Genomic DNA, 25,892 nt, shown 5'->3' with positions numbered 1-25,892 from the left:
GCGGGGTATCGGTACGCCGAATCAACCTCTGTGTTTCAAGATCCGTTCCAGAATGAGTGAAATCGCCCCCCAACTCTCGTATGTCGGCTCCTGCGAATTACCCACGCAGTGGGCCAAGTTCCAACTCCACGGTTTCGTCGATGAGCGGACCGACAAGGAGCACGTTGCCCTGACCCTGGGCGACATTGCCAACGGCGAGCCCGTGCTGGCCCGCGTCCATTCGGAATGCCTGACCGGCGACGCGCTGTTCAGCCAGCGCTGCGATTGCGGCGCCCAGCTTGAAGAAGCGCTGCGGCGGATCGCCAAGGCGGGCAGGGGCGTGCTCATGTATCTCCGCCAGGAAGGCCGTGGCATCGGCCTGATCAACAAGATCCGCGCCTATCAGTTGCAGGATGGCGGGGCCGATACCGTCGAGGCCAATACCGCCCTTGGTTTTCCAGCCGACATGCGCAGCTATGAGCTGTGCAAGCCCATGCTGGCGCATCTTGGTGTTGGCGCCCTGCGCTTGATGACCAACAATCCGCGCAAGGTCGCCGCACTGACCGATGTCGGGATCGAGGTTGTCGAGCGTGTTCCGCTGGAGGTTGGCAATAACTGCTGGAACCAGCGCTACCTGTCCACAAAGCGTCGTAAGTTGGGGCATTTGCTCACGTCCGAGCGGGCATGAACGCTGCATCGCCGAGCGTGGTCGATCTGTTCGCGCATTACTGGTCGGCGAAAGAGATTGCGGTCAACCTCATCGTCTTCTCCAACTTGCTTGGAGCGCTGCTGCTAGGTCTGCTGGTGGGCTACGAGCGTAGCTACCACGGCCGCGCTGCCGGCATGCGGACCTATGGACTGGTCTGCATGGCATCCTGCGCTCTCACGGTGATCGTCGGCTATCCGGGGTCCTGGTACGGTGGAAGCGCGCTGACGGAGCTGATCGGTCATGCGCCGCCCGATCCCACGCGGGTCATCCAGGGCATCGTGTCCGGCGTCGGTTTCCTTGGCGCCGGCGTGATCATGAAGGAAGGCCTCAACATCAGCGGCCTGACCACCGCTGCGTCGATCTGGTCCTCATCGGCAATCGGCGTGCTGGTTGGGGTCGGTTTCTATTCGGCGGCAATCCTGCTGACGCTGCTCTCCGCCGCGTTGATGATGTGGGCGTCGAGGTTGGAAAAATGGCTGCCTTCCCGCCACGCGGTGTCCATCGTGCTGCGTTTTCGTGCGGGATTTCATCCCAACGAGGCGGCACTGTCTTCCATCGCCCAGGCACGCGGCTATGAATTGGCAGCCGGTTCCATCCAGATCCACCGCTCCAACGACTGTGAAGAGTGGCGTTACGTGGCCGTGGCCCTCAACAAGGATTCAGCAATGTCGATTGCCGCATTGTCTGCGGAGTTGCGGCATTTCGACGGCATCGAGGAGTTTCATCTCTCCTACGCGAGAAACTGACGGCGGCGCCTGATTTGTCGACAGGCTCCCGTGGGCATGGCGTATTGCTCTACAGCAAGCTAGAATGCCGCCCTCGCTCTCCGTAGTTCAATGGATAGAACGGGCGCCTCCTAAGCGCCAGATACAGGTTCGATTCCTGTCGGGGGGACCAGATAACTGGTTCACGCAGTATCAAGCAGCATCAGAAACACACGAAAAGGCCCGCCGTTGCGGGCTTTTTTGTTTTCCGGGCGTATCATCCTGTATCAGGCGGTTGCGTTCCATCGCACGGATTTTGACGGTACACACGTCGGTACTTCTCGATACCGTCACCGCGATGGAGGTTGTGTACCGTCAAATCGGGAGGTGCGATGCTCAACGATACCCAGTGCAAGCAGGCTAAAGCAGGCGAAAAGTCCCTGAAACTCAGCGATGAGAAGGGCCTGTACCTGCTGATTTCCACCGCTGGTGCCAAGTATTGGCGCATGGACTACCGTTTTGCGGGCAAGCGGAAGACGTTGGCGCTGGGCGTCTATCCGGAGACCCCGCTGAAGCTCGCCCGACAGAAACGCGACGAAGCCCGCCGCCTGCTGGACGCCGGCACCGACCCCAGCGAAGCCCGCCGTACCGAGAAGATCGCCCGCAAGGTGGCGGCCGACTCGTCCTTCGAAGTCGTTGCCCGTGAATGGCACGAGAAGCAGAAAGGCGAATGGGTGGAGACCTACGCGGCCAAGGTGCTCACGTCCCTGGAGCAAGACCTCTTCCCCAGCCTCGGCCGTCGCCCGATTGCCGAAATCAGCGCCGCCGAAATGCTGGCCACGCTAAAAAAGATCGAAGCCCGCGGCGTCCTGGAAACCCTCAAGCGTGTCCGCCAGCGGGCCAGCGATATCTTTCTCTACGCCATTGCCACCGGGCGGGTGGAGAACAACCCGGTCAACGGTCTGCACAAGGCTTTGAAGACGGCATCGACGAAACACCGGCCAGCGCTGCACTCAACGGGGATGCACGAGTTCTTCATCCGCCTCGATGCTGCCGGTATCACGGCCATGGTGAAGCACGCCATTACGCTGCTTGCGCTCACCTTCCTTCGGCCCGGCGAGCTACGCGGGGCTCACTGGGCAGAGATCGACCTCGATGCCGGCACCTGGATCGTCCCGGCCGAGCGGGACCGCTCCCGCGGGCTGGTGGGCATGAAGATGAAGGAAGAGCACACCGTCTCTCTTTCCACCCAGGCGGTAGCCGTACTGCGGGAGATGCAGAACATCACGGGCCACCGGGATCTGGTTTTCCCAAACCGCAACGACCCGAAGCGCCCCATGAGCGACGGCACCATCAACAGCGCCTTGCGGGCCATGGGATACGCCGGCGACGAAGTGACGGGCGCCGGCTTCCGGACCACCGCAACCGGCGCACTACTTGAAATGGGCTGGCGACCGGAAGTCATCGACCGGCAGCTGGCACACCGGGAGCGGAAGGAAGTCTTCGGCGCCTATTCGCACCAGGCGGAATACCTAGCCGAGCGCCGGAAGATGATGCAGCAGTGGGCCGATTGGCTGGATGCGGCAAAGAGTGGCGCCAAGGTCATCCCTTTGCACGGAAGTGCCGCAGCATGACCTGAAGATCAACTGAGCAGCACGCCGCGCCTAGAGTCTGTTGACAATTACTGTTCTGCAAATGCCGATGGCGTGTGCTTGTCAATTCGCCGTGCACATTCAATGACTTGCCGAGGGGCTGTTCACTGCGGGCAAGTTGTGGTCATATCCTGACTTTTCGGCAGAGTCAGGATGGTACGTGTGTGGTTGCGTGACGATCAGTTTGAGCGGATAGCCGCGTTGCTGCCAGGCAAGGCCAGCGATCCAGGGCGCACGGCGGCAGATAACCGGCTGTTTGTTGAGGCGGTGTTATGGATTGCTCGGACAGGCAGTCCGTGGCGCGATCTGCCCCCGCAGTTCGGCCCCTGGAATAGTGTCTATCAGCGCTTTGCGCGCTGGTCGCGCAGCGGCGTGTGGCATCGTGTTTTCGCCCAGCTGGCCCAGGATGCGGATTTTGAAGAGGTCTTCATCGACAGCACGATTGTGCGTGCCCATCAGCATGCAGCCGGCGCACCCAAAAAAAAGGCGATCAAGCGCTCGGGCGATCCCGCGGCGGATTGAGTACAAAGATTCACGCCCTGGTGGAGGGGCTCGGATCGCTCGCCCGCTTCTGTTTAACCGGCGGCGAAGCCGGCGACAGCCCACAGGTTCTGCCCCTGCTGGGGGGGGCTACAGCCCGCGTCGCTCAGTGCGGACAAGGCCTACGACACCGATGCCATCCTCCGGCATCTCGCCGATCAAGGCATCGAGGCCGTCATCCCGCCGCGCAGCCATCGCCGTGTCCAACGCCATTTCGATCGTCATCAATACAAGAATCGCAACTTGATCGAGCGCTTTTTCTGCCGCATCAAGCAATTTCGCCGCGTCGCCACACGTTACGACAAACTCGCCGAACGCTTCGCCTCTTTCGTCGCAATCACTGCCGCCGTCATATGGCTGGCATGATTGTCAACAGACTCTAGCCGCATCACAGCAAAACATCCGTTTTTCTCCTGCAACCCCAATGGGGACACCCTGTTTTCCGTTCAGCCCGACGTGGCCCTGGACGATGCCCTTGACCTCGCATCATGCTTCCTGGCTTCGGCCCTGAGCATCGTTGAGCAGGTAGCCCAAGACGTGGGCAGCATGCAGATCCACGGCGCGAGCTATTTGATCGAGATGGCCAAGGCCATCGTTGAAGCCGCGTTGAGGGCTAGGCCCGCTCCTGCCTCAGACCTCTGCAGCACCATCGCCGTCCTGGAGGCCCAACTCCGCGACAGCCAGCAGCAGGCCAAGAAGGAGGAAGGACAGGGGAAAGCCTTCTACGAGGGACGTGTCAGCGCCTTCGAGCTGGCCCTCGACGAACTGCGGGAGGCTTGCAAATGAGCGCCCGAACCCGCTTCACCCTCTACCGCACCCTGCGCCGCCTCGCCGGCCCGGCCGTGGCCTTCCGCCTGACGTTTGCCAGGAGGGCCGGAGCATGAGCCCCCGCACAGTCAAAGCCCCAGCTACGCCGAATGCTCCCGACGGGCTGAGCATGAACATCCAACGCGCCACGGTTGCACCACCTGTCGCGCCGCGGAATCCGCGTATCAAGGTGACAGAGGTTATTGCCCACTACGCATCCCCCATCACACGTACGCGTCCGCAACTGAGCGAACTCGACAAGGAAGAGCGCCTGCTGGCCCGCGCTCGCAAGGTACTGGAAAGGCGACTTGGCAAAGCAATATTTGCTTTGGGTTTCTCTGGTGAAGTTCGTGACTTCCTGCAGTTAGAACTGGCTGAAGAGGCGCGGGAGGTGTTCTGTGTGCTCTTCCTCAGTGCACAGCACCAAGTCATTTCCTTCGAACCGATGTTCGTCGGAACGCTGACGGAAACGGCCGTCTATCCACGCGAAGTGGTTCGCCGTGCGCTGGAACTGTCTGCTGCAGCAGTCATCCTGGCGCACAACCATCCGTCGGGAAAGGCCGCCCCCAGCAAGGCCGATATCAATCTGACACGCGGCCTGTCCAGTGCGCTCGAGCTTATCGACGTGAAAGTGCTCGATCACTTCATCGTTGCGGGTGCCGCCCGCCCGCTGAGTTTCATGGAAAAGGGGCTGCTATGAGCTCCCTATACTCCGCCCTCAATCTTGCTCGGCCGCTTGCCTTCAGCCAGCCAGCTGCAGGCCACAAGAAGGGCCGGGCAAGTGATCCTTGCATGCAAGGCAGTGCAATGAGCATCGTCGAGAAGTACAACGACCTGGTGGCCGAGTATTCGGGGCTGGCCAGCATCATCGCCATCCTCAGAAGCTCAACCGACTTTGATCGGGCGTCTGTAGCCGATTGTGCTGCGCTCTTCGAAGCACACGCCTTTACCGTGCTCGAAAGGCATTCGAAGCTGGATAGCCGCGGTACAGAACAGGTATCGTCAGGAGACCGGCCATGACGGCACCGCACACTGACCCGCGCACCGCCTGGCGCTGCTCCCCAGGCCGACGCCTGCCGGCCTATGCCCGCGACCTGGCCGACGCCCGTGCGCGAGATCTGGTGCCCAGCCAGCGCCAGGTGGTGGTCTTCCTCGACCACTGGACAGCGGGGCCGGTCACCGGTCTGGGGCCGGCGATCTGCTGCCCGCCCGGCTTCCATCCGTCCCGCCTCGATTGGCGTTACCTGGCGGCTCTGTCCGTGCTGGTGGTGCCGCCACCGGCCCCGGATGGGGCACGCCTGCGCCACCTGCTGGCCGAGCTGGTGTCGGCCCGTCCGAAGCGCTTGATCCTGCTGCGGCCGGGCGGCACGCCAGCGGCGGAGTTCATCGTCAGCGAGGCCCACGGGCAGGAGGTACAGCCATGAAGGCGCCGCCCCCCTACGAGCTGGCCCGCCTGGACGAGCGGGCCGCGCTGGCCCCGGCGCTCGGCGATCCCCGCACCTGGCCGGTGGCCTCCTGGCCCGATCCGCTACCGCTGCCGGAAGGCCTCGCGCCGGTCGCCCCGTTCGACTACGCGCTGCTGCCGGATCGGCTACGCCCGTGGGTGCAGGACGTGGCCGACCGCATGCAGTGCCCGCCGGACTTCGTTGCCGTGCCGATGGTGGCTGCGGCCGGCAACCTGATCGGCCGGCGCTGCGCCATCCGTCCCCAGGCCCGCAGCGACTGGCAGGAGTTTCCCAACCTGTGGGGCTGCATCGTCGGGCGCCCCGGCATGATGAAGAGCCCGGCGATGATGGCGGCCCTGGCGCCCATCGTGCGTCTCGAAGCGCGGGCGCTGGAGGCATGGACGCAAGCCCAAGGGCAGTGGCGCGCCGAAGCCGAAATCGCCAAGGCGCGGGCAGAAGCCCGGAAGTCGGAAGCGACACGGGCACTCCGCAAGGACCCCAACGCCCTGGTGGACGTGGCCAGCTTCCTCACGCCCGATGCGGACGAAGCCCCCGTCCTGCGCCGCTACACGGTGGCATCGGCCACCGTGGAAGCCCTCGCCGAGAAGCTCATCGAGAACCCGCGCGGCCTGCTGGTGGTTCGCGACGAGCTGCCCGGTTGGCTTGCCGGCCTGGATCGGGAAGACGCCGCCGAGCTGCGCGCCTTCCTCATGACTGGCTGGAACGGTAAGGACGGCTGGACCTTCGACCGCATCGGCCGCGGCCATCGACGCGTGCCGGCGGTGTGCCTGGGCGTGATCGGCGGTGCCCAGCCCGGCCCCCTCGGGGAATACCTGCGCGCCACGCTGCGCGGCGGGGCCTCCGACGACGGCATGCTGGCCCGCTTTGGCTTGCTGGTGTGGCCGGAGACCGGCGGCACCTGGCAGAACGTGGACCGCTACCCCGACGGCCCCGCGAAGGACATGGCCTTCGCCGTGTTCGACGAACTGGACAGCCTCGATGCCCTGGCCCGCGGCGCCGAGCAGGAAGGCGAGGACAGCCCGCCCTTCCTGCGCTTCGATCCGGAAGCCCTCGAAGCCTTCACCGACTGGCGCACCGGCTTCGAAGCCGCCCTGCGCTCGGGCGAGCTGTACCCCGCGCTGGAATCTCACCTCGCCAAGTACCGCAAGCTGGTCCCGGCGCTGGCGCTGACCTTCCACCTCGGGGACGGGCACAGCGGCCCGGTGGGCCTTGCCTCGACGCTCCGGGCGCTGCATTGGGCGGTGTATCTGGAAACGCACGCCCGGCGGTGTTACGGGGTCGCCCAGGGCAGTGAGGCGGACACGGCTCGGCGGATACTGGAGCGGATCAGGAAGGGGGATCTGGCGCGGGAGGGGTTTGGCACGCGGGACATTCAGCGGGCCTGCTGGTCGGGCTTGTCGGACCCCAAGCGCGTGGCGGAAGGGCTCGGGCTGCTGGTGGAGCTGGGGCACCTGGAGGAGTGGCAGGAGCCGACCCGCGGCCGGCTGAAAACGCTGTATGTCGTCAATCCGAAGTCATGCCCGGCAGGGCTACCCCACTGAACGGACTTGAATTTTCGGGCATGTACGCCTTGGATCGAACTGTCAAAACTGTCTTAAGGGGCTTTTGGCAGTTTTGACAGTACGCCCTAGGGGGCTATCCGCTGGAATCAGGGGGCTGAACGTCTCCACCATGAAGGAGTAATCGCATGCGTTTATCTCAACAGCAGCTCTTCGAAATCACGGGCCGTAAGCAGCGCAAAGGCCAGACGCAGTGGTTCAAGGACTACCTTGGCACGGTCGTGCCTTGCGACGAGCGGGGCCCAATCATCACCCAAGCCGCCTATGAAGCCTTGGTGAAAAAGCAGCTCGGCGTACTTGTTGGCACGCCGGACGCGCCGGCCAGTCGTAAGCCTGTGCTGATCATGAGGGACGGCACACGGGTATGAGCCACCATCACGCTACCTCACGGACACTGGCCGGGTTACGCATCTACATCCGGAGAGGCAAATACCAGTACTTCTCTCCCGTTCCGTTGGTGAGTCTCACCACGGGGAAAGCCACTAAATGGCACGTGCTCTGCCGCGTCGAGGACGGCGAAATCAAGGCCTGTACGCTACGTGACGCGTTGATCAATAGACGCACAGAGGAACCGGACGACGGCGACTTTCTGATCTGGTTTCGCAAGTGGAAAACCAGCATCGGCGAGAGGCGGGCCAAGGACATGCCCTCCGACCCGGCACGGGCGAAGGTCTGGGAGACAGGAGGCAAAGCGCTCATGTCGGCGCTGGGTGTCGTCGAGGAGGCTTTCCGCAAGGCTAATCTGTCGGAAATCACACCCGCCATCGTGGCCACATTTGTCAACCAATGGGAAGGTCGTCGCAGCGCCCAGGCCTATCGAGGCCACCTGTCCAAGTTCTTTGCCTGGTGTTGTCGCAAGGGGCTGATGAATACCAACCCGTCACGGGAGGTGACGGTAGAGGCGCCGCCACAGCGGGACGTCTATATCACAGACGCGGAATACGTCGCGATCCGCAACGCCTGCGTGGTGGGGCGCGACGGCCGCCCGACCCGCACCGGGGAGATGGTCCAGTGCTACATGGACCTGCTTTACCTCATGTATCAGCGGGGAACGGAGATCCGCCTGTTGAAGTGGTCCGACGTGAAGGAGGACGGGATTCTGTTCAAGCCGACAAAGACGGAGAAGTCATCCGCAGCCAAAGTGCTGGTGCCTATCGGTACGGACGTGAAGGCTGTGCTCGCCAAGCTCACGCGCATCCGCAAGACAAGGTCCATGTACGTGCTCCATACGGAACATGGCCAGCCCTACACCGCACACGGCATCGGCAGCTTGTTTGAGCGCGCCTGTGAACGGGCGGGCGTTAAGGGGGTAACGCTGAAGGACATCCGGGCCAAAGCGGCGACGGATGCGTCTCGGGCGGGGTATACCGACGAACAGATCAAGACTGCCCTTGCACACACGGACCTTGCTACAACGCGGCGCTACATTCGAGGCCGATCAACCCCCATGTCTGAGGTAGAGATGCGATTGCCGATAGGCGTCAGCGGCGCACGCTGCGTACCAGCATGCATGTGAGAACGGCCGCCAAGTTCTCCCTTGGCGGGTGGAGATCGCACCAGTTGAACGGAGTGCAGGAACTAGCCACGCGCTGAGGAGAGGCGTATTGCCGACAATCCGCGCGGCCTACTTTATAATGAGAAGTGCATATTTTTAAGGGGCTTTTTAATGAAAGACACACAACTGCGAGGGATGGTGCTCGCGAAGTTTTACGAGAAGACCAAACGCGGCGGGCGATATTCACCGCAGTCGGAGGACTTTACTCCTCCGATACCCCGGGAAGACCTGTTGGCGGTGGCTGATCAACTGGGCCAGTACAGACTCTTGGACTGGCAGGCACGGGTCAGTCACGCTCGGGAGACTTCAGGAAAGATTATCGACGGATTCGGCAGCATCAACGCTTTCGGGATTGATGTCGTTGAAGGTGAACAGGCTTCGCAATTAAAGGTGGAATTCGTGCAGAACAACGTGACTATCACTGGGTCTTCCGGTGTCATTGTCGGTGATCACAACTCTCAGAACATTGCACATCACATTACTGAGCTTGCGAAGGCCATAGATGCCTCGCAGGCGACAGATGAGCAGAAGGCCGAGACAAGATCACTTTTGCGTAAGATCATTGAGCACCCAGCAGTAAACACTGTGGCGGGAATTGCGCTGACAAAGCTACTCGGCTGATTTTGTTTGTTTTTTTATGTGTCTCTGACACCTGGAATCACAATCCAGTGCTCTTCAACAGAATGGAGCACCTTACAAAACCTACTAATTTAGGTATTAATTAGTAATTCATTGCTAGCTGAAGCAATGGACCTCGCATACACTAGAAGCTACTAAAACATACATAAATTAGTAGCTGCATGAAGATTCCCCTTCCGCCTCCAGACCCGACTGGTTTTCTGGCAAAGCTTCAACCCAGTAAGCTTGCTCAGCTGATCGAACTGCAGGAAGCCACCACTTCAGGGCGCTACCTGCACTGGGATGAGCTTCGGCACCGGCACCCGCCAGAAGGCTTTTCCCTGGAGGAATGGTGGCTGTCGATCTGGCTGGCACGAACTCCTCTCCTCAAGCCATTGCCGCTGCTGGACCGTCAGGGGCAGTCGTTCAGGTTTGCCGTGCCGGAGGCAGTGCAGATCCATTTGCACCACATCGACCGGGACGCAGCGGGCCAGATTCAGGCGCCGGCCAGTGCCCCGATCCATGAGAACCGCGAACGCTACCTGCTGCACTCCCTGATCGAAGAAGCGATCACGTCCAGCCAGCTTGAGGGAGCTTCGACCACCCGGCGGGTGGCGGAAGCCATGCTGCTGGAAGGGCGTCGTCCGAAGGACCGCAGCGAGGCCATGATCTTTAACAACTACGCTGCGATGGAGCACATCCGCAGCCTGCGGGATCAAGCGATCACGCCGGAACGCATCCTGGAACTTCACCGGATGCTGACTGCAGACACGCTGGATGACCCTGCCGATGCCGGGCGCCTGCGGCAAAGCGACGACGTGAAGGTGGTGGATAACCGGACAGGCACAGTGTTGCACGATCCCCCGCACTGGGCTGAACTGCCTTCACGCCTGGAGCGCCTGTGTGCCTTTGCGAACGCGGACGAAGGAAGCGCCCCTTTCGTACATCCCGTCGTGAGAGCCATCCTGCTGCACTTCATGATCGGCTACGACCACCCTTTTGCGGATGGAAATGGTCGTACCGCCCGAGCGCTGTTCTACTGGGCCATGGCTCGAAGCGGCTACTGGCTGATGGAGTTTCTCTCCATCTCCCAGTTTCTGCGCCAGGCGCCGTCTCAGTACGTTACCGCCTACCTGCATACGGAAACCGATGGAGGGGACACCACTTACTTCATCCTTCACCAGCTCGGCACGATTCGTAAGTCCATTGAGGCGCTGTATGCCTACCTTGCCCGCAAGACGAACGAACAGAAAGATGCCCAACGCCTGCTGGCCGGATCCCCGGCTCTTCGCGGACGACTCAACCACCGGCAGGTCACGCTCCTCACCCACGCCCTTCGTAATCCCGGCGAGGCCTATCGAGTCAGCGCTCATCAGCAGTTTCACGGTGTGGTTTATCAGACGGCTCGAACCGACCTGCTTGAGCTAGAGGCCTTGGGCTTTCTCGATAAGTTCAAGCAGGGGCAATCCTTTGTCTTCTACGCGCCGGAAGATCTAAAAGGACGCATTGAACGTGCAGCGAAAGGATGAAGGCGGGTTTACGTCTCGTTTTTCAAGCAACGCTGGGCACTCGCTGGCGTCGTGCTTTCTGGAGCCAGTGTGGACTTGCGCGATAGCTCGGAAAGGCTTTACAGGGGGAGGGACTAGGCAGATCCGCCAGCCGAGCAGGAGGCGGGATTTTGCTGGCACGGAGCAGAAGTGACGGTATTTTTGTCGGTATATTTGTTTTTATATCTAGAAAATATTATAAAAATCAGTATCAAAACATTCAAATCACATTCCTGTCGGGGGGCCAGACAACTGGTTCACGCCGTATCAAGCAGCATCAGAAACACACGAAAAGGCCCGCGGTTGCGGGCTTTTTGCCAGGCGCGGCTCTCATCATGGGGCGGGCAGACAAGCTGCCTACCACGACCCCGGATAGATTTAAGCAAGCCCACTATAGGTCATGCACATCTGCCTTGCAAAAATCGGGCTGACCATAGATTTGATTTGTTTTCCGGGCGTATCATCCGGTATCAGGAGCCCCCCCAATCGCACGCATTGTGGGGGCCAGTGGTCCGGACCGACGGGCGGCGGTGATGGGTTGGTCTAAGTTGGTGCCTACGCCCGAGTCTCTACCGACGATCAAACCTGTGAGAACCAGCGCCGCACCATCTCGGACCGTTACGCGTTGAACTGGAAGAGTGCCGACGTGACTGGTACCGGTACAACGTCTGGCAGCTTGGATGCTCAAGTCTTGAATCGGGAAATGCTTGCACGGATTTGCGTTGTCAGCGCCTCCATTTCACGCGCTGCATCGGAGGTGGAGCGGGCCTGAACATGGTTCTGCACAGCTTGCTCCGCAATGGTTTCCACGTTTCTGGCAATCTCCCGGTTGGCCGCACTTTGTTCGCGCAGCGCGTCCGAAATCCCAATCACTGCATCGCTCACCTGTGTTGCTCCGGTCTTGATATCCGCAATGCGGCCACCGGCTTCGGCTGCGAGGGAAACACCTTCCTGAACCTGTCCTTCACCCCTGGTCATGCTTTCAACGGCCTTTTCCGCGCCGGCCTGGATATCGTCAACCATCCGGGTGATCTCGGTTGTCGACAGGCTGGTCCTTTCCGCGAGCTTGCGCACCTCATCTGCCACAACCGCGAACCCACGGCCGGCCTCGCCTGCTCGTGCTGCTTCGATGGCAGCATTCAAGGCCAGCAGATTGGTCTGATCCGCTATTTCCCTGATTACGTTCACGATCTGCGAGATTTCTTTGGATTCATTACCCAGATGAAGCACCGCCCCGGCGGATTTCTTGACCGTATCAGCGATCATGGACATGCTCGAAATGGCCTGATTGATAACCTCGCTACCGGAGTCAGAAACTGTCCCCGAGTTTTCTGCCAGCCCTCGACAGGATTGCGCATGTTCGGCCACCTGCTGAATGCTCGCTGTCATCTGTTCCACGGCGCTGGCCATTAATGTGGCTGACTGGCTCTGTGTCCCTGAGCTGGCAGCAACTGCATCGGAGGCGGTCGATAGTTTGTGAGCACTTTCGGCCAGCCCGCGGATGCCAGCATCAATTTCTGCGATCATGCCTCGGAGGTGAGTGCTCATACCATCAACGGAGCGGAGCAACTCGCCCACTTCATCCGAGGAGTCAGCCTGGATGTGTTGGGTCAGATCGCCATCGGCCACACGCTGAGTCACGGCAAGGGCACTGCGCAGCGGGTGGGTGATCCAGCGTCGTGTGGCGATCATCATCGTCGCCACCAAGATCACCGTCACGACGATTGCGGCGATCGCGATCTGAATCTGAAGTGCTCGCACCTCAGAGACAAACTCATCCGAATAGGCACTGGTGGCGACCAACCAGCCCCATTTTTCGAAGGGCTGGACCACAACGAGCTTTTCTCGCGCCTCCTTCTCTCCTGCGTTCTGCCACCAGTAGCGGGTGACACCGTTGCCTTTTTCTATGAGGGTACGGGCGACAGGCACTCCGTACTTGTCCTTCACGTCCATCAGGTTCTTTCCTTCGGCGGCGGGGTGAATCACTGCCATACCCGGTACGACCGAGGCGTCCAGCACAAAGGCGTAGCCTGTTTCGCCCACTTTCACTGACCGCACCTTTTCCTTGAGGGCCTTGATGCTCTCGGTGAGATCCAGGCCCACAAAAGCGATTCCAATCACTTTGCCTGCTTCGTCGTTGATGGGCAGGTAGCGCGTCATGTAGTCCTTGCCGAACAGCGTTGCTTTGCCCACGTAAGGCTTGCCGTCAAGTAGCAGTCGGTAAGCCGGATGCTTCACATCCAGAGCGGAGCCCGTGACACGCTCTCCCTCCTTGTTCTTTACCGAAGTGGCCACACGGAAGAAGTTATCGCCTTCACGAACGAAGAGGGTTGCTACACCGCCTGTGACGCGGGAGAACTCATCTACCTGAGAGAAGTTGTTGTTGAAGACAACATCCCCTCCCTTGAGGGCCGGTAGAGCTTTGTCGCCTGAGGTGACAGGATGCATTGAATCAACACTCATCCTTTTGGGCAGGCTGGCTGCAAATGAGGCGCCCAACAGGTTGGCGCTCTCCTCAAGGGAGCTGGCATAGGCTCCCATCATGTCGGTAATCTGCTGGTTCGTCAGCCGCAGTTCCCTGATACCCCGTTGCTCCAGGCTGTCGCCGAGCCAGAATGTCAGTAAGACACCTGCGACAACGAAGACGATTGAGATGATGATCGTGAGGGCTGCATTGAGCTTGCCCGCAATGCTTGATCCGAACCCATTGCGAATTGCATTCATAGTTTTCTTTCTATTTTTTGATGAACCGATGGTTTTTCATCGGCGCCTCAATGCCCGTCTTGAGAGCAGGTTCGATGGCTTCAGGGCGCAGCGTGGACGGTGTTTGACTTCAGTCAAACTGAATTGCCCTCATCGATTGCCGGTAACCAGCGCTAGCGGCGATGGATGGAGACGCGATCGGTGACCATTGCCAGAGAGAATTGTGGGGACTTGGCGTTAGAGCTTGTAGCAGATCCAGCATCGTGCCGTCTGATTTGGATCAAAACCTTACTTTTGAGACTACATGCAGCGTGTCCTCGGTAGACGGCGTTGCGGTTGTCGCTATCAACCGACTGGGACGGAACACCCTTGATGTCCAAGACATCGTTGAGGCGATGAATACATCAATCTAACTCGTCCCCTCCTTCCGGCTCACCCCCATCCTGCTGGCGCATTTGCTGCAGGACCTGTTGGCGGAAGGACCGTGGGCTCATGTTTGTGTGTTTGCGGAAGAAGCGGCCGAAATAGGCTTCGTCGTTGAAGCCCAGGGAGGCCGCCAGTTGCTTGACGCTGTTGGGGGTGTAAACGAGGTCACGCTGGGCTTCGTGGATCAGGCGCGCATTGATCACGTCCAGTGCCGAGATACCGAGCAGTTCGCGGCATATACGCGACAACTGGCCAGATGTCATGCCCATCGCGCTGGCGTAGGCCGATACCGGTTGATGGCTGCGGAACTTCTGGTCTACCAGGGTCCGGAACTTTTCTACCTGGGCGGCCTTGCGAGATTGGGCAGCCACCGGCGCCGGTTCGAGGACACTGCTCAGGCGGGATATCTGTACCAGCAGTGCTGTCAGAAGGGACATGCCGGCGGCGGAGTGGCCCTGGGCATGGGTATGGAACTCCCGCTCGGCAGCGAGAAAGAGCGGCAGCAGGCCATCGGCGTAGCGGCTCGATTCCGCGTGTGGGATCACCGCCGGGCTGCGGATGGTCTGGATCAGTTCGGGCATCAGCATGCCGGCGAGGGATTCCAGCGGCTTCTGGGCTGCCGTGATCACCGGGCCGTCGGTATCGGCCGAGTAGTGGAAGCCATGCACTGTGCGCGCCGGCACCACCACCAGGCAGGGCGCGATCATCTGCCACTTGGTGTTGTTCAGCAGCACCTCTCCGTGTCCCTTCTGCATGTACAGGATCTGCAGGAAGCCGTCATGGGTGTGCGGCTGGATCTGCCAGTTGTAAGGGCGCGAGCGCTGCGGAATCCACTCGAAATCGTAAGAGTCGTACCAGCCCGGTTGAGCTTGGTCGCCGTACAGGGCGTAGTTGGGAATCGCAGTGCGGCGTGTTGGGGTGTGCACGATTTGTCCTGTTTTCTGCCGGAAATGTGAATCAACGGGGAGGTGTTTGCCTCGATACTCAGCCAACCAAGAAAATTTATTAAATCATAAGGTGGAGTGATGATAGCAAAACCCGGTTTACCCTCAAATTCAAATGTAATCAATGTATTAATGATTGATTGCGGCCTTCCGGTCGAGGCCGGTTGCGTTCCGAAGAGTGACATGTCGCACTCCGAAATGCCCGGCCGGGAGTGCACGAAATGATGCAGGTGCACAATTCAAACTGGCTTGGGCTGGATCGAAAAGTCTGTGTCGTGACGGGCGCCGCGAGCGGCATCGGTGCGGCCATCGCCCGCAGCCTCGCCGAAGCCGGTGCGAAGGTCGCACTGCTCGACCGGGATGCGGAAGGCTGCCGCGGCGTCGCCGAAAGTCTCGTTGCGGCCGGTGCGGAAGCCGTCGGCCTGGGCTGCGACACGTCCAGCGCCGAAGCGGTGGCGATGGCGGCGGCGGCGGTGGCCGAGTCCCTCGGTCCGTGCGACGTGCTCATCAACAACGCCGGCGTGCTCTCAGCCGGGGGGCTGGATGCGGTGTCGCTGGAAGACTGGAACCGCGTGCTGGCGGTCAATCTCACCGGCTACCTGCTGTGTGCCCGCAGCTTTGCGGCGCAGATGGCGGAGCAGGGCGGCGGCAGCGTGGTCCATGTGGCGTCCATCGCCGCCCACTTTCCACAGACCCGCAGCGGCGCCTACAGCGCCAGCAAGGCCGGCGTGCTGCTGCTGTCGCGCCAGATGGCGGTGGAGTGGGGCGAGCGCGGCGTGCGCAGTAACGTGGTGTGCCCCGGCATGATCCGCACCCCGCTGTCGGCCCGTTTCTACGAGGAGCCCGGTTTCGAGCAGAAGCGCGCGGCGGTCACCGCCAGCCGGCGCATCGGCGAGCCGCAGGACATCGCCGACGCGGTGCTCTACCTGGCCAGCCCGCGGGCGGCCTACATCAACGGCGCCGAGCTGGTGGTGGATGGCGGCATGTCCTCGATGCTGATGGACATGGTGCCGCGCCCCGGCTACAACCAGACCGCCTGAGGAGAGACGCATGAACGCACATCTCGACTGCGACCTGCTGGTCGTCGGTTCCGGCGCCGCCGGCCTGGCCACCGCGATCACCGCCCGCAAGCGCGGCCTCGACGTCATCGTCATCGAGAAGGAGCCCGTTTTCGGCGGCACCACGGCCCTGTCCGGCGGGGTGCTGTGGATCCCCCTCGGGCCCCACGGGCGCAAGCAGAACCCCCGCGACACCCGCGAGGCGGTCAAGACCTACCTGATGGCCGAAACCGGCCAGTACTACGACGAAGCCGCCGTCGACGCCTTCCTCGCCAATGGCCCGCAGATGGTCGAGTTCTTCGAGCGCGAGACCGCGATGCAGTTCGTGCCGACGCTGTACCCGGACTATCACCCGAAGGTGAAGGGCGGCGTCGATATCGGCCGCTCCATCCTCGCCGCGCCCTTCGACATCCGCGGCCTCGGCAAGGACATGGAGCGCCTCAAGCTGCCGCTGAAGACCATCACCTTCATGGGGATGATGTTCAACTCGTCGAACGCCGACCTGAAGCACTTCTTCCAGGCCACCAAGTCGTTCACGTCCTTCGTGTACGTGGCGAAACGCCTCGCCAACCACATGAAGGAACTGGCCCTGTACCGCCGCGCCATCAACGTCACCAGCGGCAATGCGCTGGCGGCGCGGCTGGCCAAGTCGGCCCTCGACCTGAATATCCCGATCCTCACCGACTCGCCGGCGCGGCAGATCCTGATGGACAAGGAGCGGGCCGTCGGTGTGCTGATCGGCGGTGCCGGCGGCGAGCGGCGCATCACCGCGCGGCAAGGCGTGGTGCTGGCCTGTGGCGGCTTCCCGCACGACGTCAAGCGCATCGCCAAGGCCTATCCGCACCTGGCGTGCGGCGGTGAGCACCTGTCGCCGACGCCGCGCGGAAACACCGGCGACGGCGTGAACATGGCCGAGGCGGCGGGCGCCGCGGTGGACATCCGCTTCAAGGACACCTCGGCGTGGATGCCGGTTTCCCGCGTGCCCTACGGCAATGGCGAATATGGCGTCTTCCCGCACCTGCTGGATCGCTACAAGCCGGGCATCGTCGGCGTGCTGGCCAATGGCAAGCGCTTCACCAACGAGTCCGAGTCCTACCACGACGTCGGCGCGGCGCTGATCCGCGCCTGCGCCGGGCAGTCCGAAACGGCCATGTGGCTGATCTGCGACAAGCCGACCCTCGGCAAGTACGGCCTCGGCTTCGTCAAGCCGGCGCCGATGCCCATCGGCCGTTTCATCAAAAACGGTTACCTGATCAAGGGCGACACGCTGGCCGAACTGGCGCGCAATGCCGGCATCGACCCGGCTGGCCTCGAGGCCACCGTGCGCGACTACAACGTCGGCGCTGAACGCGGCGAGGACCCCGCTTTCGGGCGCGGCAGCACGGCCTTCAACCGCTACCTGGCCGATCCGGACAACAAGCCCAATCCCTGCGTGGCGCCGATCCGCCAGGGGCCGTTCTTTGCCGTCAAGGTGCTGATGGGCGACCTGGGCACCTTCGACGGCATCAAGACCAGCGTGGTCGGCGAGGTGTTGCGCGGCGATGGCGCGCCCATCGCCGGGCTGTACGCGGTCGGCAACGACCGGGCCAGCATCATGGGCGGCAACTACCCGGGCGCCGGCATCACCCATGGGCCGAATATGACCTTCGGCTTCATCACTGCCAACCACATCGCCGACCAGGCCGGGAGGGCTGCATGAACCTGCATTTCGATCCGGCCGCGCTGCCGCTCATCGACCATCGCATCTACACCATCAGGCTGCGCAAGATGAACGAGTTCCTGGAGGTCTTCGACCGGCTCGCCATGCCGATCCTGCTTGAGACCCTCGGTAACCCGGTCGGCGCGTATACCAGCCTGGTCGGGCCGCAGAACCAGTTCGTGCACCTGTGGGCCTATGCGGACCTGGCGGACTACGAGCGCCGCAGCCGGGCGCGGGACACCCATCCGGATTTCCCGGCCTACCTGGCGGCTTCGGCCGACTTGATCGTCGCCCAGGAAACCCGGCTGATCCGCCGGGCCGCGCTGACCACCATGCAGGGGCGCTGAGCCATGGCCACCGATCTGCAACGGGTCGCCATCGTCACCGGCGCGGCCGACGGCATCGGCTGGGCCACCGCGCGGGCGCTGGCCGCCGACGGCTGCCGGGTGGCGCTGGTGGATCTGCGGGAGGACCTCGTGCGGCAACGGGCGGGCGAGCTGGGCAACGCGCACCGGGGCTACCGGGCGGACGTCTCCGTCGAGGCCGACGTGGAGGCAGTGCTGCAGGCCGTTGTCGGACACTTCGGCCGAGTGGACGTGCTGGTGAACAACGCCGGTGTCGGCGATCAGACCGTGCCGACGCTGGTGCAGAGCGTCGAGGGGTTTGACCGGGTGCTCGGCATCAACCTGCGCGGCAGCTTCCTGTTCAGCCGTGCCGCGGCCAAGGCGATGGTGGAGCAGGGCGGCGGCGCGATCGTCAACCTCGCTTCAATCGCCGCCGTGGCTGGCATTCCGGGGCGCAACGCCTACGGCGCGGCCAAGGCAGGCGTCGCCGCGATGACCCGCTCGATGGCCTGCGAATGGGCCCGCCGTGGGGTCAGAGTCAATGCGGTCGCCCCTGGCTACGTGCGTACCGCGCTGATCGACGATCTCGAACGCCGCGGCGCCTTCGATACGGCGGCCATCGAGGCCCGTACGCCTCTGGGGCGGATGGCGCGCCCGGAGGAGATCGCCGAGGTCATCGCCTTCCTCGCCTCGCCGCGGGCCAGCTATGTCACCGGTGCCACGCTGCACGCCGATGGCGGCTGGCTGGCCTTCGGTGCTCCCGAGAACGCCCTCGGCCCCTGAGCCGATCCTCATTCCAACCCAAGGAGGAGAACACCGCGTCCGCAACATGCCGGGGACGGGGCGGGGCCTGTTGTGCCCGGCACACCTGCCACCCGGAGCAAAAAATCATCAATCCCACGGAGGAGAGACACGTGTTAAGCATCAACATCTTCAACGGGCTGGTCTATGGGGCGTTACTCGTCGTAATGTCCTCGGGCCTGGCCCTCATCTACGGGTTGCGCCGGGTGGTGAATTTCGCCCACGGCTCCCTGTACATGCTCGGCGCCTACCTGGGCTACACGGTGGCGTCCCATACCAACTTCTGGGTCGCCCAGGTGGCGGTGCCGCTGCTGATGGGCCTGCTCGGCCTGGCCCTCGACCGCTTCGCCTTCCGCCCGCTGCAGGACCGCGACCCGCTCACCGTCATCCTGGTTACCTTCGGCCTGCTGCTGGTCATCGAGGACTTCGTCCAGACGGTGTGGGGCAAGAGTAATCTGTCGGTGCCGGCGCCCGACCTGCTGAACGCCTCGGTGGACCTCTTCGGCATGTCGGTGCCGGCCTACCGCATCGCGGTGATCTTCTTCGGCCTGGTCGTCGCCGGCGCGCTCACGCTGTGGTTGCGCTACTCGAAGATGGGTCTGTTCGTGCGTGCCGCCAGTACCGAGCCGACCATCACCTCCATGCAGGGCGTCAACGTGGATCGCCTCAGCGGCCTGGTGGTGGCCGTCGGCACCGCGCTGGCCGGGCTGGCCGGCATCATCGCCGCACCCTTCCTGTCCCTGTCGCCGTCGATGAGCAGCGACGTGATCATCGACTCCTTCGTGGTAGTGGTCACCGGCGGCCTCGGCAGTTTGTCGGGTGCTTTCGCCGCGGCCTTGATCCTCGGCCAGGTGCAGGCTGTCGGCGCGGTCTATCTGCCCGAGTTCGCCACGGTGCTGCCCTATGTGCTGATGATGGGCGTCCTGCTGTGGAGGCCGGCGGGTTTTGCCGGGAACCGCGTATGAGCTACCGCGAACTCACCAACGGGCGCATCGCCGGCGGGGTTGCCGCGGCGCTGGCCGCCGGAGCCGTCGTGGCACTCACCGTCACGTCGGAAACCGTGTTGTCCCTGCTCACCCAGGCCACCATCTTCGCGATCTTCGCCCTCGGTGTCGGCATCCTGCTGCGCCAGAACGGCATGGTCAGCTTCGGCCACGCGGCCTTCTACGGGCTGGGCGGCTACGTGGTGGCGATCCTGCTGGAGCGCCAGCTGATGTCAGCCGAGATGGCGCTGGTCGCGGCCTTCTTCGGGATCGCGCTGTTCGCCTTCCTGATCGGCTTCGTGGTGGTGCGGGTGCCGGGCATCGCCTTCGGCATGCTGACCCTGGCCCTCGGGCAGATGTTCTACCAGGTGGCGTCCCGCTCGCGGAGCCTCACCGGTGGGGCGGATGGCATCAACATCCCGTGGCCCGACACCCTGTTCGGCCTCGACATCTCGCTGCTGACCCGCCAGGACGCGATGTTCTATTTCGCGTGGAGTGGCCTGGTGCTGAGCATCGGTATCGTCGCCGCGCTGATGGCGAGCCGCTTCGGCGCCACCACCGAGGCGATCCGCGACAACGAGGAGCGGGCCCGCTTCATCGGTATCCGGACCCTGCTGCCACGGGTGCTGGTGTTCACCCTGTCGGGCACCGTGACGGCACTGGCCGGCCTGATGTCCGCCTTCCAGACCGCCTTCATCTCCCCCGAAAGCATGCACTGGAGCGTCTCCGGCACGGCCCTGATGATGGTCATCATCGGTGGCTACCGCTACCTGTGGGGCCCGGCCCTCGGCGCCATCGCGTTCTTCCTCAGCCGCGACCTGGTGGGCGACTTCGCCCAGCACTGGCTGGCTATCTTCGGCGTGGCGTTGATCGTCGTCATCGTCTTCGCGCCCCAGGGCATCAGCGGCGCGCTGGCCCGCCTGTTCCGGCGCAAGGCCGTCGCGCGCCCGGCCGCAGCGGCCGTCATCCACAAGTTGAAGGAACGGACATGAAAACGCTTTCCCTCGAAGTCGAAGATGTGGCGGTTCACTACGGTGGCGTCAAGGCGGTGGATGGGGTGTCGATCAGCATCCCGCCCGGCGAGGTGCGCGGCCTGATCGGCCCCAACGGCGCCGGCAAGTCCACCATCATCGACGCCATCACCGGGCGGCGCCCGCCGACCCGCGGTCGGGTCCGCCTGCGCGGCGAGGACGTCACCGCCCTCGGCGCCCTGGAGCGCCGCCGCCGCGGCCTGTCGCGCTCCTTCCAGCGCACCAGCATCTTCCACGGCATGAAGGTCGGCGCGCAGGTGGAACTGGCCTCGTGGAAGATCGGCGCCGACAAGCCGGAGGCCGATGCCCGCGAAGTGCTGCGTCAGCTCGACCTGCTCGACATGGCCCAGGTGACCGCCAGCGACCTCGGCTACGGCGAGCAACGCCGCCTCGACCTGGCCCTGGCGCTGGTCGGCCAGCCCTCGCTGCTGCTCCTCGACGAGCCGATGGCCGGCCTGTCGGCGCAGGAGTCGGAAGACCTGGCGCACCACCTCAAGGTGCTCACCGGGCGCCGGGAAGTCTCGATCCTCCTGGTCGAACACGACATGGACGTGGTGTTCGGCATTTCCAACGCCGTCACGGTGATGGAACTCGGCCGCGTCATCGCCAGCGGCGCGCCGGCCGAGGTGCGCGCCCATCCCCGTGTGCGGGAAGCCTACCTGGGGAGCGCCGCATGAGCACGCTGCTGAAGTTCGAACGGGTGAACGCCTTCTACGGCGCCGCCCACATCCTGCACGACATGAGCCTGGAGATTGCCGCCGGCGAGCGCGTCGCGCTGATCGGCCGCAACGGCGTCGGCAAGACCACCTGCGTGAACACCCTGCTCGGGGTGGCCAGCCTGCGCGGCGGCAGCATCGCCGTCGGCGGCAGCGGCGTAAAGAAGCCGCGCCCCTACGTGGCGGCCGGCCTCGGCGTGGCGGTGGTGCCCCAGGGGCGCGGCATCGTCGCCAACCTGAGCGTCGAGGAAAACCTGATCCTCGGCACCGCCGCCGGGCGCAAGGGGCACTGGACCGTGCCGCGCATCTACGAGTTGTTCCCGATCCTGCGCGAGCGGGCCCATACGCCGGGTACCGCGCTGTCCGGCGGCCAGCAGCAGATGCTGGCGATCGGCCGGGCGCTGATGTCGAACCCGTCGCTGGTGATCCTCGACGAGCCAACCGAAGGCCTCGCGCCGGTGATCGTCGACCAGCTGGCGACCATCTTCAACCAGGTGGCCGACCTGGGTACCGCGCTGCTGCTCATCGAGCAGAACCTCAGCCTGGTGGAGCGGGTGGCCCATCGCTACTACGCGATGGCCAAGGGCGCGGTGATCGGCCAGGGGCCGGTGAACGCCGCGGTGATGCACGAACTCAAGGAACACGTCGTCGCCTGAGCGGCCACGTATTCCTCGCACTACATCCAGCACAACAACAGAGGAGACACCCATGAAGAAGAGCATCAACCTGTTCGGCAAGACCTGCATCGCCCTCGCCCTCGCCCTCGCCATCGGCGCGCTCGCGCCCCTCGGCGCCCACGCCGCGGTGGACAAGGAGCCGCTGCGCATCGGCGCGGTCAGCTCGGTGTCCGGCGTGTTCGCCCAGCAGGGCGAGGAGGTGCTGCGCGGCATCCAGTTCGCGGCGGAAGAGGCCAACCGCAAGGGCGGCGTGGACGGGCGGCAGGTCGCCGTCCAGGTCGCCGACGACGAAAGCACACCGGAGGCCGGCCGCCGCGTGGCCGAAAAACTGGCACGGGACGGCAACAACCTGCTGATCGGCGCCATTCCCACGTCCATCTCCCAGGCCATCTCCCAGAACCTGGAGCGCTGGAACGCGCTGTACGTGGTTGTCGCCAGCAAGGGCGACCGGCTTACCGGCGAGGCTTGCAAGCCGCGCATGTTCCGCACCAACCATTCCGACGCGATGGACATGGCGATGTTCACCGAGTGGATGAAGGGCGTGAAGGAGAAGAACTTCGCGGTCATCGCCGCGGATTACGCCTGGGGCCGCGACTCGGCGGAGTTCTTCGCCAAGCAAGCCAAGTCCCTCGGCAAGAGCGTCCCGGTCAGCCTGTTTCCGCCCCTCGGCACCAAGGACTTCGCTCCCTACATCGCGCAGATCAAGGATGCCCCCAACGTGGACGGCATCTGGGTGGCGCTGGCCGGCCGCGACCTGATCGCCTTCACCAAGCAGGCCAAGGAGTTCGGGCTGACCAGCAAGCGCATCATCGGCCACGCCGCGATCATGGACTTCGTGGTCAAGGCCACCGGTGACGCCACCAAGGGTGTGTGGGGCAACATCGGCTACGGCGCCGAGATCGACACGCCGGCCAACCAGGCCTTCGTGGCGGCCTGGAAGGCCAAGTACAAGCGCGTGCCCACCGAGAACGAAGGCCAGGCCTACAACGGCGTCCAGGCTATTTTCGAGGGCGTGCGCAAGGCCGGCAGCGTCAAGCCGGCCGAGGTGGCCGCCGCGCTGCGTGGGCTGAGCTACGACAGCGTGTACGGCAAGGTCAGCATGCGCGCCGAGGACAATCAACTGGTGCTGCCGAGCTACATCGGCCAGGTCAAGGTCGTCGATGGCCAGCCGCGCCCGGTCATCGAAAAGCGCTACGAGACGGCCCTGGTGCCCGCGCCCAACGGCAGCTGCAAGCTGAAGTAAGCCGCAGCGCCTGTCACTGCCGCCGGCATGCCCGGCGGCATCCCAACCGGCACCCGTTCGCGGTGCCGGCCTGAATCAAGCTCATCCATTTCCGCATCGCCCCTGACCGGGCGAGGGGGGCGTTTGTTCGCGACTTTTCGCCGGTACGGAGCCGGCCCCCGCCTTTCATCCACACGACACAAGGAGGAGACAAGAATGCACAAATACAAGATCGAACACTTCCGCCGGACCTGCCTGGCACTGGGCGTCGCCGCAGCCTGCAGTAGTGGTAACGCCACGGCCGGCGAGCAGGAGCTGCAGGCCCAGATAGACCTCCTGGCCAAGCAGTTGCAGGCCTTGCAGACCCAGCTCGCCGAGCAGAAGGCAGCCCCGGCGCCGGCCGCCGTAGCGAGCGGCGGAGAGGCCCCCAGCGGCCCGGGCCGCTTCCGCTTCAGCGTGTCCGGCACCCTCGATGCCGCCCTCGGCAGTCAGGGCAACGTGGCGCCGGGTAACGCGGCTTCGCAGGGGCAGACCACCAAGTTCTTCAATGCCGGGCTGGCCACCAGCAACCTGGCGTTCACCGGCTCCACCGAGCTCAACGAGGGGCTGACGGCGCTGTTCAAACTGGACACTGAGCTGCTGACCTCCACCGGCGCCAACCTGGTGTCGGCCAGCGGCCAGATCGCCCCATCGGCCTACAACGCCGGCAGCGGCAGCGGCGTTGTCTTCAACCGGGCGGCCTATGCCGGCCTGGCCGGGCGCTACGGCACGCTGACCCTCGGCCGCCAGCAGACCGTGGCGGTGGACGCGGTGGTGAAGGTCGAAGCGTCCAATTTCACCAACTTCTTCATGTCTTCGGCCTACGGCGCGTGGGGCCTGGGTAACGCGATCTACGGCCAGGGCCTGCTCAATACTGCCACTGGCAAGTATTCGGCCGGCGTCGCCAACAACCTGGACTCACGCGACAACGCGATGATCAAGTACACCAGCCCGGTCATCGGCGGCGCCCGCCTTATTGCCGGTTACAGCCCCGGCGCCATCGCCGGCAGCGGCTCGATGGGGACCAAGGCGGCGCTGGGAGCCACCTACGATATCGGCAAGCTGAGCGTCGGCGGCTCCTACACCGAATGGCATCCGGTGGACCTGCTCACCAATCAGGACGCCCGCTACCGCCTCGGCAACTTCGGAGTCGCCTACCGCTTCGGCGACCTCAGTCTGCGCGCCGCGATGGGCCACACCAGCCTGCCGGCCGTCACCGTGAAGGACACCACCAACACCAACGTCACGTATTCAGCGGCCGACGCGTCGGTGAAGAGCGTCGGTGCGATCTATTCGCCGAATCCGCGGCTGGATCTGTTGCTTTCCTACTACATCAAGCATTACGACATTGCGGACGGCAACAAGCCCCGCGTGGACACCCTCGGCGTCGGCGCCACCTGGCTGCTGTACAAGAACGCCAAGCTCTACGCGCTGTTCGACAATGCCCGCTCCCGCGGCGACAACGGCGCCAACCAGACCCTCGGCGGCCACAGCTCCGCCAACGCGGTGGCGCTGGGCTTCTCGTACGCTTTCAACGCGGATCTGCTGCGCTGACGGCGTCGCAGCCTGGGGCGGCGAGCGGCTTCGGCGCAGCTCGTCCGCCCGCTCCGCGCCGGGTCACGGTGACAGGCCCGGCTCCCCGGATGCGACTTTGCGGGCCCTGCGGTGGCAGGGTGCCGCGCTGCCAAGCGCAGTATTCCTTGGACTTCCGCTCCCGCGCGCCATATAAAAAGAATTGACGCATCGAGTTTGGGGCCGTGATCGCCATGAAGCATCGGGATCTGCTCGTTTTGCTTATGACTTTCGTCGGCGGGGTGCTGTTGCCCGGCATGGCCGATGCGTACTGCACGACGCGGGAGCGCATCCAGTTGCGCAACGAGGGCGTGGCGCCGCTGGAGATCGACCGCCTGTGCGGCGTGCCGCCACAGCAGCAACAGGCGCTGCCCCAGCCACCGCTGCGCCCCATGCCTCCGATGCAGCAGCGCCGGCCGATGGCCACCGTCTGCGCCACCAATGCCGGGCCTTGTCCGATGACGGTCGGCATGCCGGTCGGGGCGGCCTGCGCCTGCTACACCCCGTGGGGCGCGGTGCCCGGCGTGGCGCGCTAGGGGCG

25 protein-coding genes, 1 tRNA gene and 1 pseudogene are annotated in these 25,892 nt (G+C 63.6%); 25 read left to right on the top strand and 2 right to left on the bottom strand.

Annotated elements, in window-relative coordinates; translation table 11 throughout:
* The first annotated feature begins 52 nt into the window (after positions 1 to 52).
* The 14 genes and pseudogenes from ribA (at position 53) to AC1PPK_RS18735 (ending at position 11,118) form a co-directional block, all read left to right on the top strand.
* Complete coding sequence (ribA, locus tag AC1PPK_RS18800; protein WP_481114543.1) at positions 53 to 667, top strand: GTP cyclohydrolase II; 615 nt, start codon at positions 53 to 55, stop codon at positions 665 to 667.
* On the top strand, positions 664 to 1,434 hold the full coding sequence (locus AC1PPK_RS18795; protein ID WP_481114542.1) for an MgtC/SapB family protein: 771 nt from the start codon (positions 664 to 666) through the stop codon (positions 1,432 to 1,434). The genes ribA and AC1PPK_RS18795 overlap by 4 nt, the downstream gene beginning before the upstream one ends.
* A 76-nt stretch (positions 1,435 to 1,510) precedes the next feature.
* A tRNA-Arg gene (locus AC1PPK_RS18790) sits at positions 1,511 to 1,585 on the top strand.
* 199 nt (positions 1,586 to 1,784) lie between these two features.
* Positions 1,785 to 3,026, top strand: coding sequence for a tyrosine-type recombinase/integrase (locus tag AC1PPK_RS18785; protein ID WP_481114541.1), 1,242 nt, complete (start codon positions 1,785 to 1,787; stop codon positions 3,024 to 3,026).
* Between the two features lie 171 nt (positions 3,027 to 3,197).
* Positions 3,198 to 3,950, top strand: a pseudogene (locus AC1PPK_RS18780) (IS5 family transposase).
* Complete coding sequence (locus AC1PPK_RS18775) at positions 3,951 to 4,370, top strand: DUF3077 domain-containing protein (protein ID WP_481114540.1); 420 nt, start codon at positions 3,951 to 3,953, stop codon at positions 4,368 to 4,370.
* Between the two features lie 151 nt (positions 4,371 to 4,521).
* The gene (radC, locus tag AC1PPK_RS18770) at positions 4,522 to 5,091 is read left to right on the top strand and encodes a RadC family protein (protein ID WP_481114539.1); all 570 of its coding nucleotides are present in this window, start codon (positions 4,522 to 4,524) and stop codon (positions 5,089 to 5,091) included.
* A 107-nt stretch (positions 5,092 to 5,198) separates the two neighbouring features.
* Positions 5,199 to 5,411 (top strand): hypothetical protein, encoded by a 213-nt coding sequence (locus AC1PPK_RS18765; RefSeq protein WP_481114538.1) that lies wholly within the window; start codon positions 5,199 to 5,201, stop codon positions 5,409 to 5,411.
* On the top strand, positions 5,408 to 5,815 hold the full coding sequence (locus AC1PPK_RS18760; RefSeq protein ID WP_481114537.1) for a hypothetical protein: 408 nt from the start codon (positions 5,408 to 5,410) through the stop codon (positions 5,813 to 5,815). Before AC1PPK_RS18765 ends, AC1PPK_RS18760 begins: the two co-directional genes overlap by 4 nt.
* Positions 5,812 to 7,398, top strand: coding sequence for a YfjI family protein (locus tag AC1PPK_RS18755; protein WP_481114536.1), 1,587 nt, complete (start codon positions 5,812 to 5,814; stop codon positions 7,396 to 7,398). Before AC1PPK_RS18760 ends, AC1PPK_RS18755 begins: the two co-directional genes overlap by 4 nt.
* A 146-nt stretch (positions 7,399 to 7,544) precedes the next feature.
* Entirely contained in the window at positions 7,545 to 7,784 is a 240-nt protein-coding gene (locus AC1PPK_RS18750) for a hypothetical protein (RefSeq protein WP_481114535.1), read from the top strand.
* On the top strand, positions 7,781 to 8,932 hold the full coding sequence (locus AC1PPK_RS18745; RefSeq protein WP_481114534.1) for a tyrosine-type recombinase/integrase: 1,152 nt from the start codon (positions 7,781 to 7,783) through the stop codon (positions 8,930 to 8,932). Before AC1PPK_RS18750 ends, AC1PPK_RS18745 begins: the two co-directional genes overlap by 4 nt.
* A 150-nt stretch (positions 8,933 to 9,082) precedes the next feature.
* Positions 9,083 to 9,592: a hypothetical protein gene (locus tag AC1PPK_RS18740; protein WP_481114533.1), complete on the top strand. Its 510-nt coding sequence runs from the start codon at positions 9,083 to 9,085 to the stop codon at positions 9,590 to 9,592.
* Positions 9,593 to 9,771: 179 nt separating this feature from the next.
* The gene (locus tag AC1PPK_RS18735; RefSeq protein WP_481114532.1) at positions 9,772 to 11,118 is read left to right on the top strand and encodes a Fic family protein; all 1,347 of its coding nucleotides are present in this window, start codon (positions 9,772 to 9,774) and stop codon (positions 11,116 to 11,118) included.
* Between the two features lie 702 nt (positions 11,119 to 11,820).
* On the opposite strand, the gene AC1PPK_RS18730 is transcribed toward AC1PPK_RS18735, so the two are convergent.
* Positions 11,821 to 13,860 carry a methyl-accepting chemotaxis protein gene (locus AC1PPK_RS18730; RefSeq protein WP_481114531.1) on the bottom strand — a complete coding sequence of 680 codons (2,040 nt, stop codon included), beginning with the start codon at positions 13,858 to 13,860 and terminating at the stop codon, positions 11,821 to 11,823.
* Positions 13,861 to 14,243: 383 nt separating this feature from the next.
* Positions 14,244 to 15,191 carry a helix-turn-helix domain-containing protein gene (locus AC1PPK_RS18725; protein WP_481114530.1) on the bottom strand — a complete coding sequence of 316 codons (948 nt, stop codon included), beginning with the start codon at positions 15,189 to 15,191 and terminating at the stop codon, positions 14,244 to 14,246.
* A gap of 239 nt (positions 15,192 to 15,430) precedes the next feature.
* Between AC1PPK_RS18725 and AC1PPK_RS18720 the strand changes: the two genes are divergently transcribed.
* The 11 genes from AC1PPK_RS18720 (at position 15,431) to AC1PPK_RS18670 (ending at position 25,887) form a co-directional block, all read left to right on the top strand.
* Complete coding sequence (locus tag AC1PPK_RS18720; RefSeq protein WP_481114529.1) at positions 15,431 to 16,249, top strand: SDR family NAD(P)-dependent oxidoreductase; 819 nt, start codon at positions 15,431 to 15,433, stop codon at positions 16,247 to 16,249.
* Positions 16,250 to 16,259: 10 nt separating this feature from the next.
* Positions 16,260 to 17,966, top strand: coding sequence for an FAD-dependent oxidoreductase (locus AC1PPK_RS18715; protein WP_481114528.1), 1,707 nt, complete (start codon positions 16,260 to 16,262; stop codon positions 17,964 to 17,966).
* The gene (locus AC1PPK_RS18710; protein ID WP_481114527.1) at positions 17,963 to 18,313 is read left to right on the top strand and encodes an NIPSNAP family protein; all 351 of its coding nucleotides are present in this window, start codon (positions 17,963 to 17,965) and stop codon (positions 18,311 to 18,313) included. The genes AC1PPK_RS18715 and AC1PPK_RS18710 overlap by 4 nt, the downstream gene beginning before the upstream one ends.
* Positions 18,314 to 18,316: 3 nt before the next feature.
* Positions 18,317 to 19,093 carry an SDR family NAD(P)-dependent oxidoreductase gene (locus AC1PPK_RS18705; RefSeq protein WP_481114526.1) on the top strand — a complete coding sequence of 259 codons (777 nt, stop codon included), beginning with the start codon at positions 18,317 to 18,319 and terminating at the stop codon, positions 19,091 to 19,093.
* 131 nt (positions 19,094 to 19,224) lie between these two features.
* Positions 19,225 to 20,076, top strand: a complete 852-nt coding sequence (locus AC1PPK_RS18700) for a branched-chain amino acid ABC transporter permease (RefSeq protein WP_481114525.1) — start codon at positions 19,225 to 19,227, stop codon at positions 20,074 to 20,076.
* Positions 20,073 to 21,086, top strand: a complete 1,014-nt coding sequence (locus tag AC1PPK_RS18695) for a branched-chain amino acid ABC transporter permease (protein ID WP_481114524.1) — start codon at positions 20,073 to 20,075, stop codon at positions 21,084 to 21,086. Before AC1PPK_RS18700 ends, AC1PPK_RS18695 begins: the two co-directional genes overlap by 4 nt.
* A complete protein-coding gene (locus AC1PPK_RS18690; RefSeq protein ID WP_481114523.1) occupies positions 21,083 to 21,802 on the top strand; it encodes an ABC transporter ATP-binding protein in 720 nt (239 codons plus the stop codon). The genes AC1PPK_RS18695 and AC1PPK_RS18690 overlap by 4 nt, the downstream gene beginning before the upstream one ends.
* Positions 21,799 to 22,497, top strand: coding sequence for an ABC transporter ATP-binding protein (locus AC1PPK_RS18685; protein ID WP_481114522.1), 699 nt, complete (start codon positions 21,799 to 21,801; stop codon positions 22,495 to 22,497). The genes AC1PPK_RS18690 and AC1PPK_RS18685 overlap by 4 nt, the downstream gene beginning before the upstream one ends.
* A 52-nt stretch (positions 22,498 to 22,549) precedes the next feature.
* Positions 22,550 to 23,761: an ABC transporter substrate-binding protein gene (locus AC1PPK_RS18680; RefSeq protein WP_481114521.1), complete on the top strand. Its 1,212-nt coding sequence runs from the start codon at positions 22,550 to 22,552 to the stop codon at positions 23,759 to 23,761.
* Positions 23,762 to 23,956: 195 nt separating this feature from the next.
* Positions 23,957 to 25,333: a porin gene (locus AC1PPK_RS18675; protein ID WP_481114520.1), complete on the top strand. Its 1,377-nt coding sequence runs from the start codon at positions 23,957 to 23,959 to the stop codon at positions 25,331 to 25,333.
* A 203-nt stretch (positions 25,334 to 25,536) separates the two neighbouring features.
* Positions 25,537 to 25,887, top strand: coding sequence for a hypothetical protein (locus tag AC1PPK_RS18670; RefSeq protein WP_481114519.1), 351 nt, complete (start codon positions 25,537 to 25,539; stop codon positions 25,885 to 25,887).
* Positions 25,888 to 25,892: the final 5 nt, after the last annotated feature.

It is taken from the genome of Zoogloea sp. JDB1 (assembly GCF_056724025.1).
The sequence above is the reverse complement of the archived record's forward strand: the minus strand, read 5'-3'. Positions and strand labels throughout refer to the sequence as shown.

What these genes read in the sequence shown, in the direction of transcription:
- ribA (WP_481114543.1), top strand. Translation starts at nt 53, where the DNA reads ATGAGTGAAATCGCCCCCCAACTCTCGTATGTCGGCTCCTGCGAATTA.
- AC1PPK_RS18795 (WP_481114542.1), top strand. Translation starts at nt 664, where the DNA reads ATGAACGCTGCATCGCCGAGCGTGGTCGATCTGTTCGCGCATTACTGG.
- AC1PPK_RS18785 (WP_481114541.1), top strand. Translation starts at nt 1,785, where the DNA reads ATGCTCAACGATACCCAGTGCAAGCAGGCTAAAGCAGGCGAAAAGTCC.
- radC (WP_481114539.1), top strand. Translation starts at nt 4,522, where the DNA reads ATGAACATCCAACGCGCCACGGTTGCACCACCTGTCGCGCCGCGGAAT.
- AC1PPK_RS18765 (WP_481114538.1), top strand. Translation starts at nt 5,199, where the DNA reads ATGAGCATCGTCGAGAAGTACAACGACCTGGTGGCCGAGTATTCGGGG.
- AC1PPK_RS18760 (WP_481114537.1), top strand. Translation starts at nt 5,408, where the DNA reads ATGACGGCACCGCACACTGACCCGCGCACCGCCTGGCGCTGCTCCCCA.
- AC1PPK_RS18755 (WP_481114536.1), top strand. Translation starts at nt 5,812, where the DNA reads ATGAAGGCGCCGCCCCCCTACGAGCTGGCCCGCCTGGACGAGCGGGCC.
- AC1PPK_RS18750 (WP_481114535.1), top strand. Translation starts at nt 7,545, where the DNA reads ATGCGTTTATCTCAACAGCAGCTCTTCGAAATCACGGGCCGTAAGCAG.
- AC1PPK_RS18745 (WP_481114534.1), top strand. Translation starts at nt 7,781, where the DNA reads ATGAGCCACCATCACGCTACCTCACGGACACTGGCCGGGTTACGCATC.
- AC1PPK_RS18740 (WP_481114533.1), top strand. Translation starts at nt 9,083, where the DNA reads ATGAAAGACACACAACTGCGAGGGATGGTGCTCGCGAAGTTTTACGAG.
- AC1PPK_RS18735 (WP_481114532.1), top strand. Translation starts at nt 9,772, where the DNA reads ATGAAGATTCCCCTTCCGCCTCCAGACCCGACTGGTTTTCTGGCAAAG.
- AC1PPK_RS18730 (WP_481114531.1), bottom strand. Translation starts at nt 13,860, where the DNA reads ATGAATGCAATTCGCAATGGGTTCGGATCAAGCATTGCGGGCAAGCTC.
- AC1PPK_RS18720 (WP_481114529.1), top strand. Translation starts at nt 15,431, where the DNA reads ATGATGCAGGTGCACAATTCAAACTGGCTTGGGCTGGATCGAAAAGTC.
- AC1PPK_RS18715 (WP_481114528.1), top strand. Translation starts at nt 16,260, where the DNA reads ATGAACGCACATCTCGACTGCGACCTGCTGGTCGTCGGTTCCGGCGCC.
- AC1PPK_RS18710 (WP_481114527.1), top strand. Translation starts at nt 17,963, where the DNA reads ATGAACCTGCATTTCGATCCGGCCGCGCTGCCGCTCATCGACCATCGC.
- AC1PPK_RS18705 (WP_481114526.1), top strand. Translation starts at nt 18,317, where the DNA reads ATGGCCACCGATCTGCAACGGGTCGCCATCGTCACCGGCGCGGCCGAC.
- AC1PPK_RS18695 (WP_481114524.1), top strand. Translation starts at nt 20,073, where the DNA reads ATGAGCTACCGCGAACTCACCAACGGGCGCATCGCCGGCGGGGTTGCC.
- AC1PPK_RS18690 (WP_481114523.1), top strand. Translation starts at nt 21,083, where the DNA reads ATGAAAACGCTTTCCCTCGAAGTCGAAGATGTGGCGGTTCACTACGGT.
- AC1PPK_RS18685 (WP_481114522.1), top strand. Translation starts at nt 21,799, where the DNA reads ATGAGCACGCTGCTGAAGTTCGAACGGGTGAACGCCTTCTACGGCGCC.
- AC1PPK_RS18680 (WP_481114521.1), top strand. Translation starts at nt 22,550, where the DNA reads ATGAAGAAGAGCATCAACCTGTTCGGCAAGACCTGCATCGCCCTCGCC.
- AC1PPK_RS18675 (WP_481114520.1), top strand. Translation starts at nt 23,957, where the DNA reads ATGCACAAATACAAGATCGAACACTTCCGCCGGACCTGCCTGGCACTG.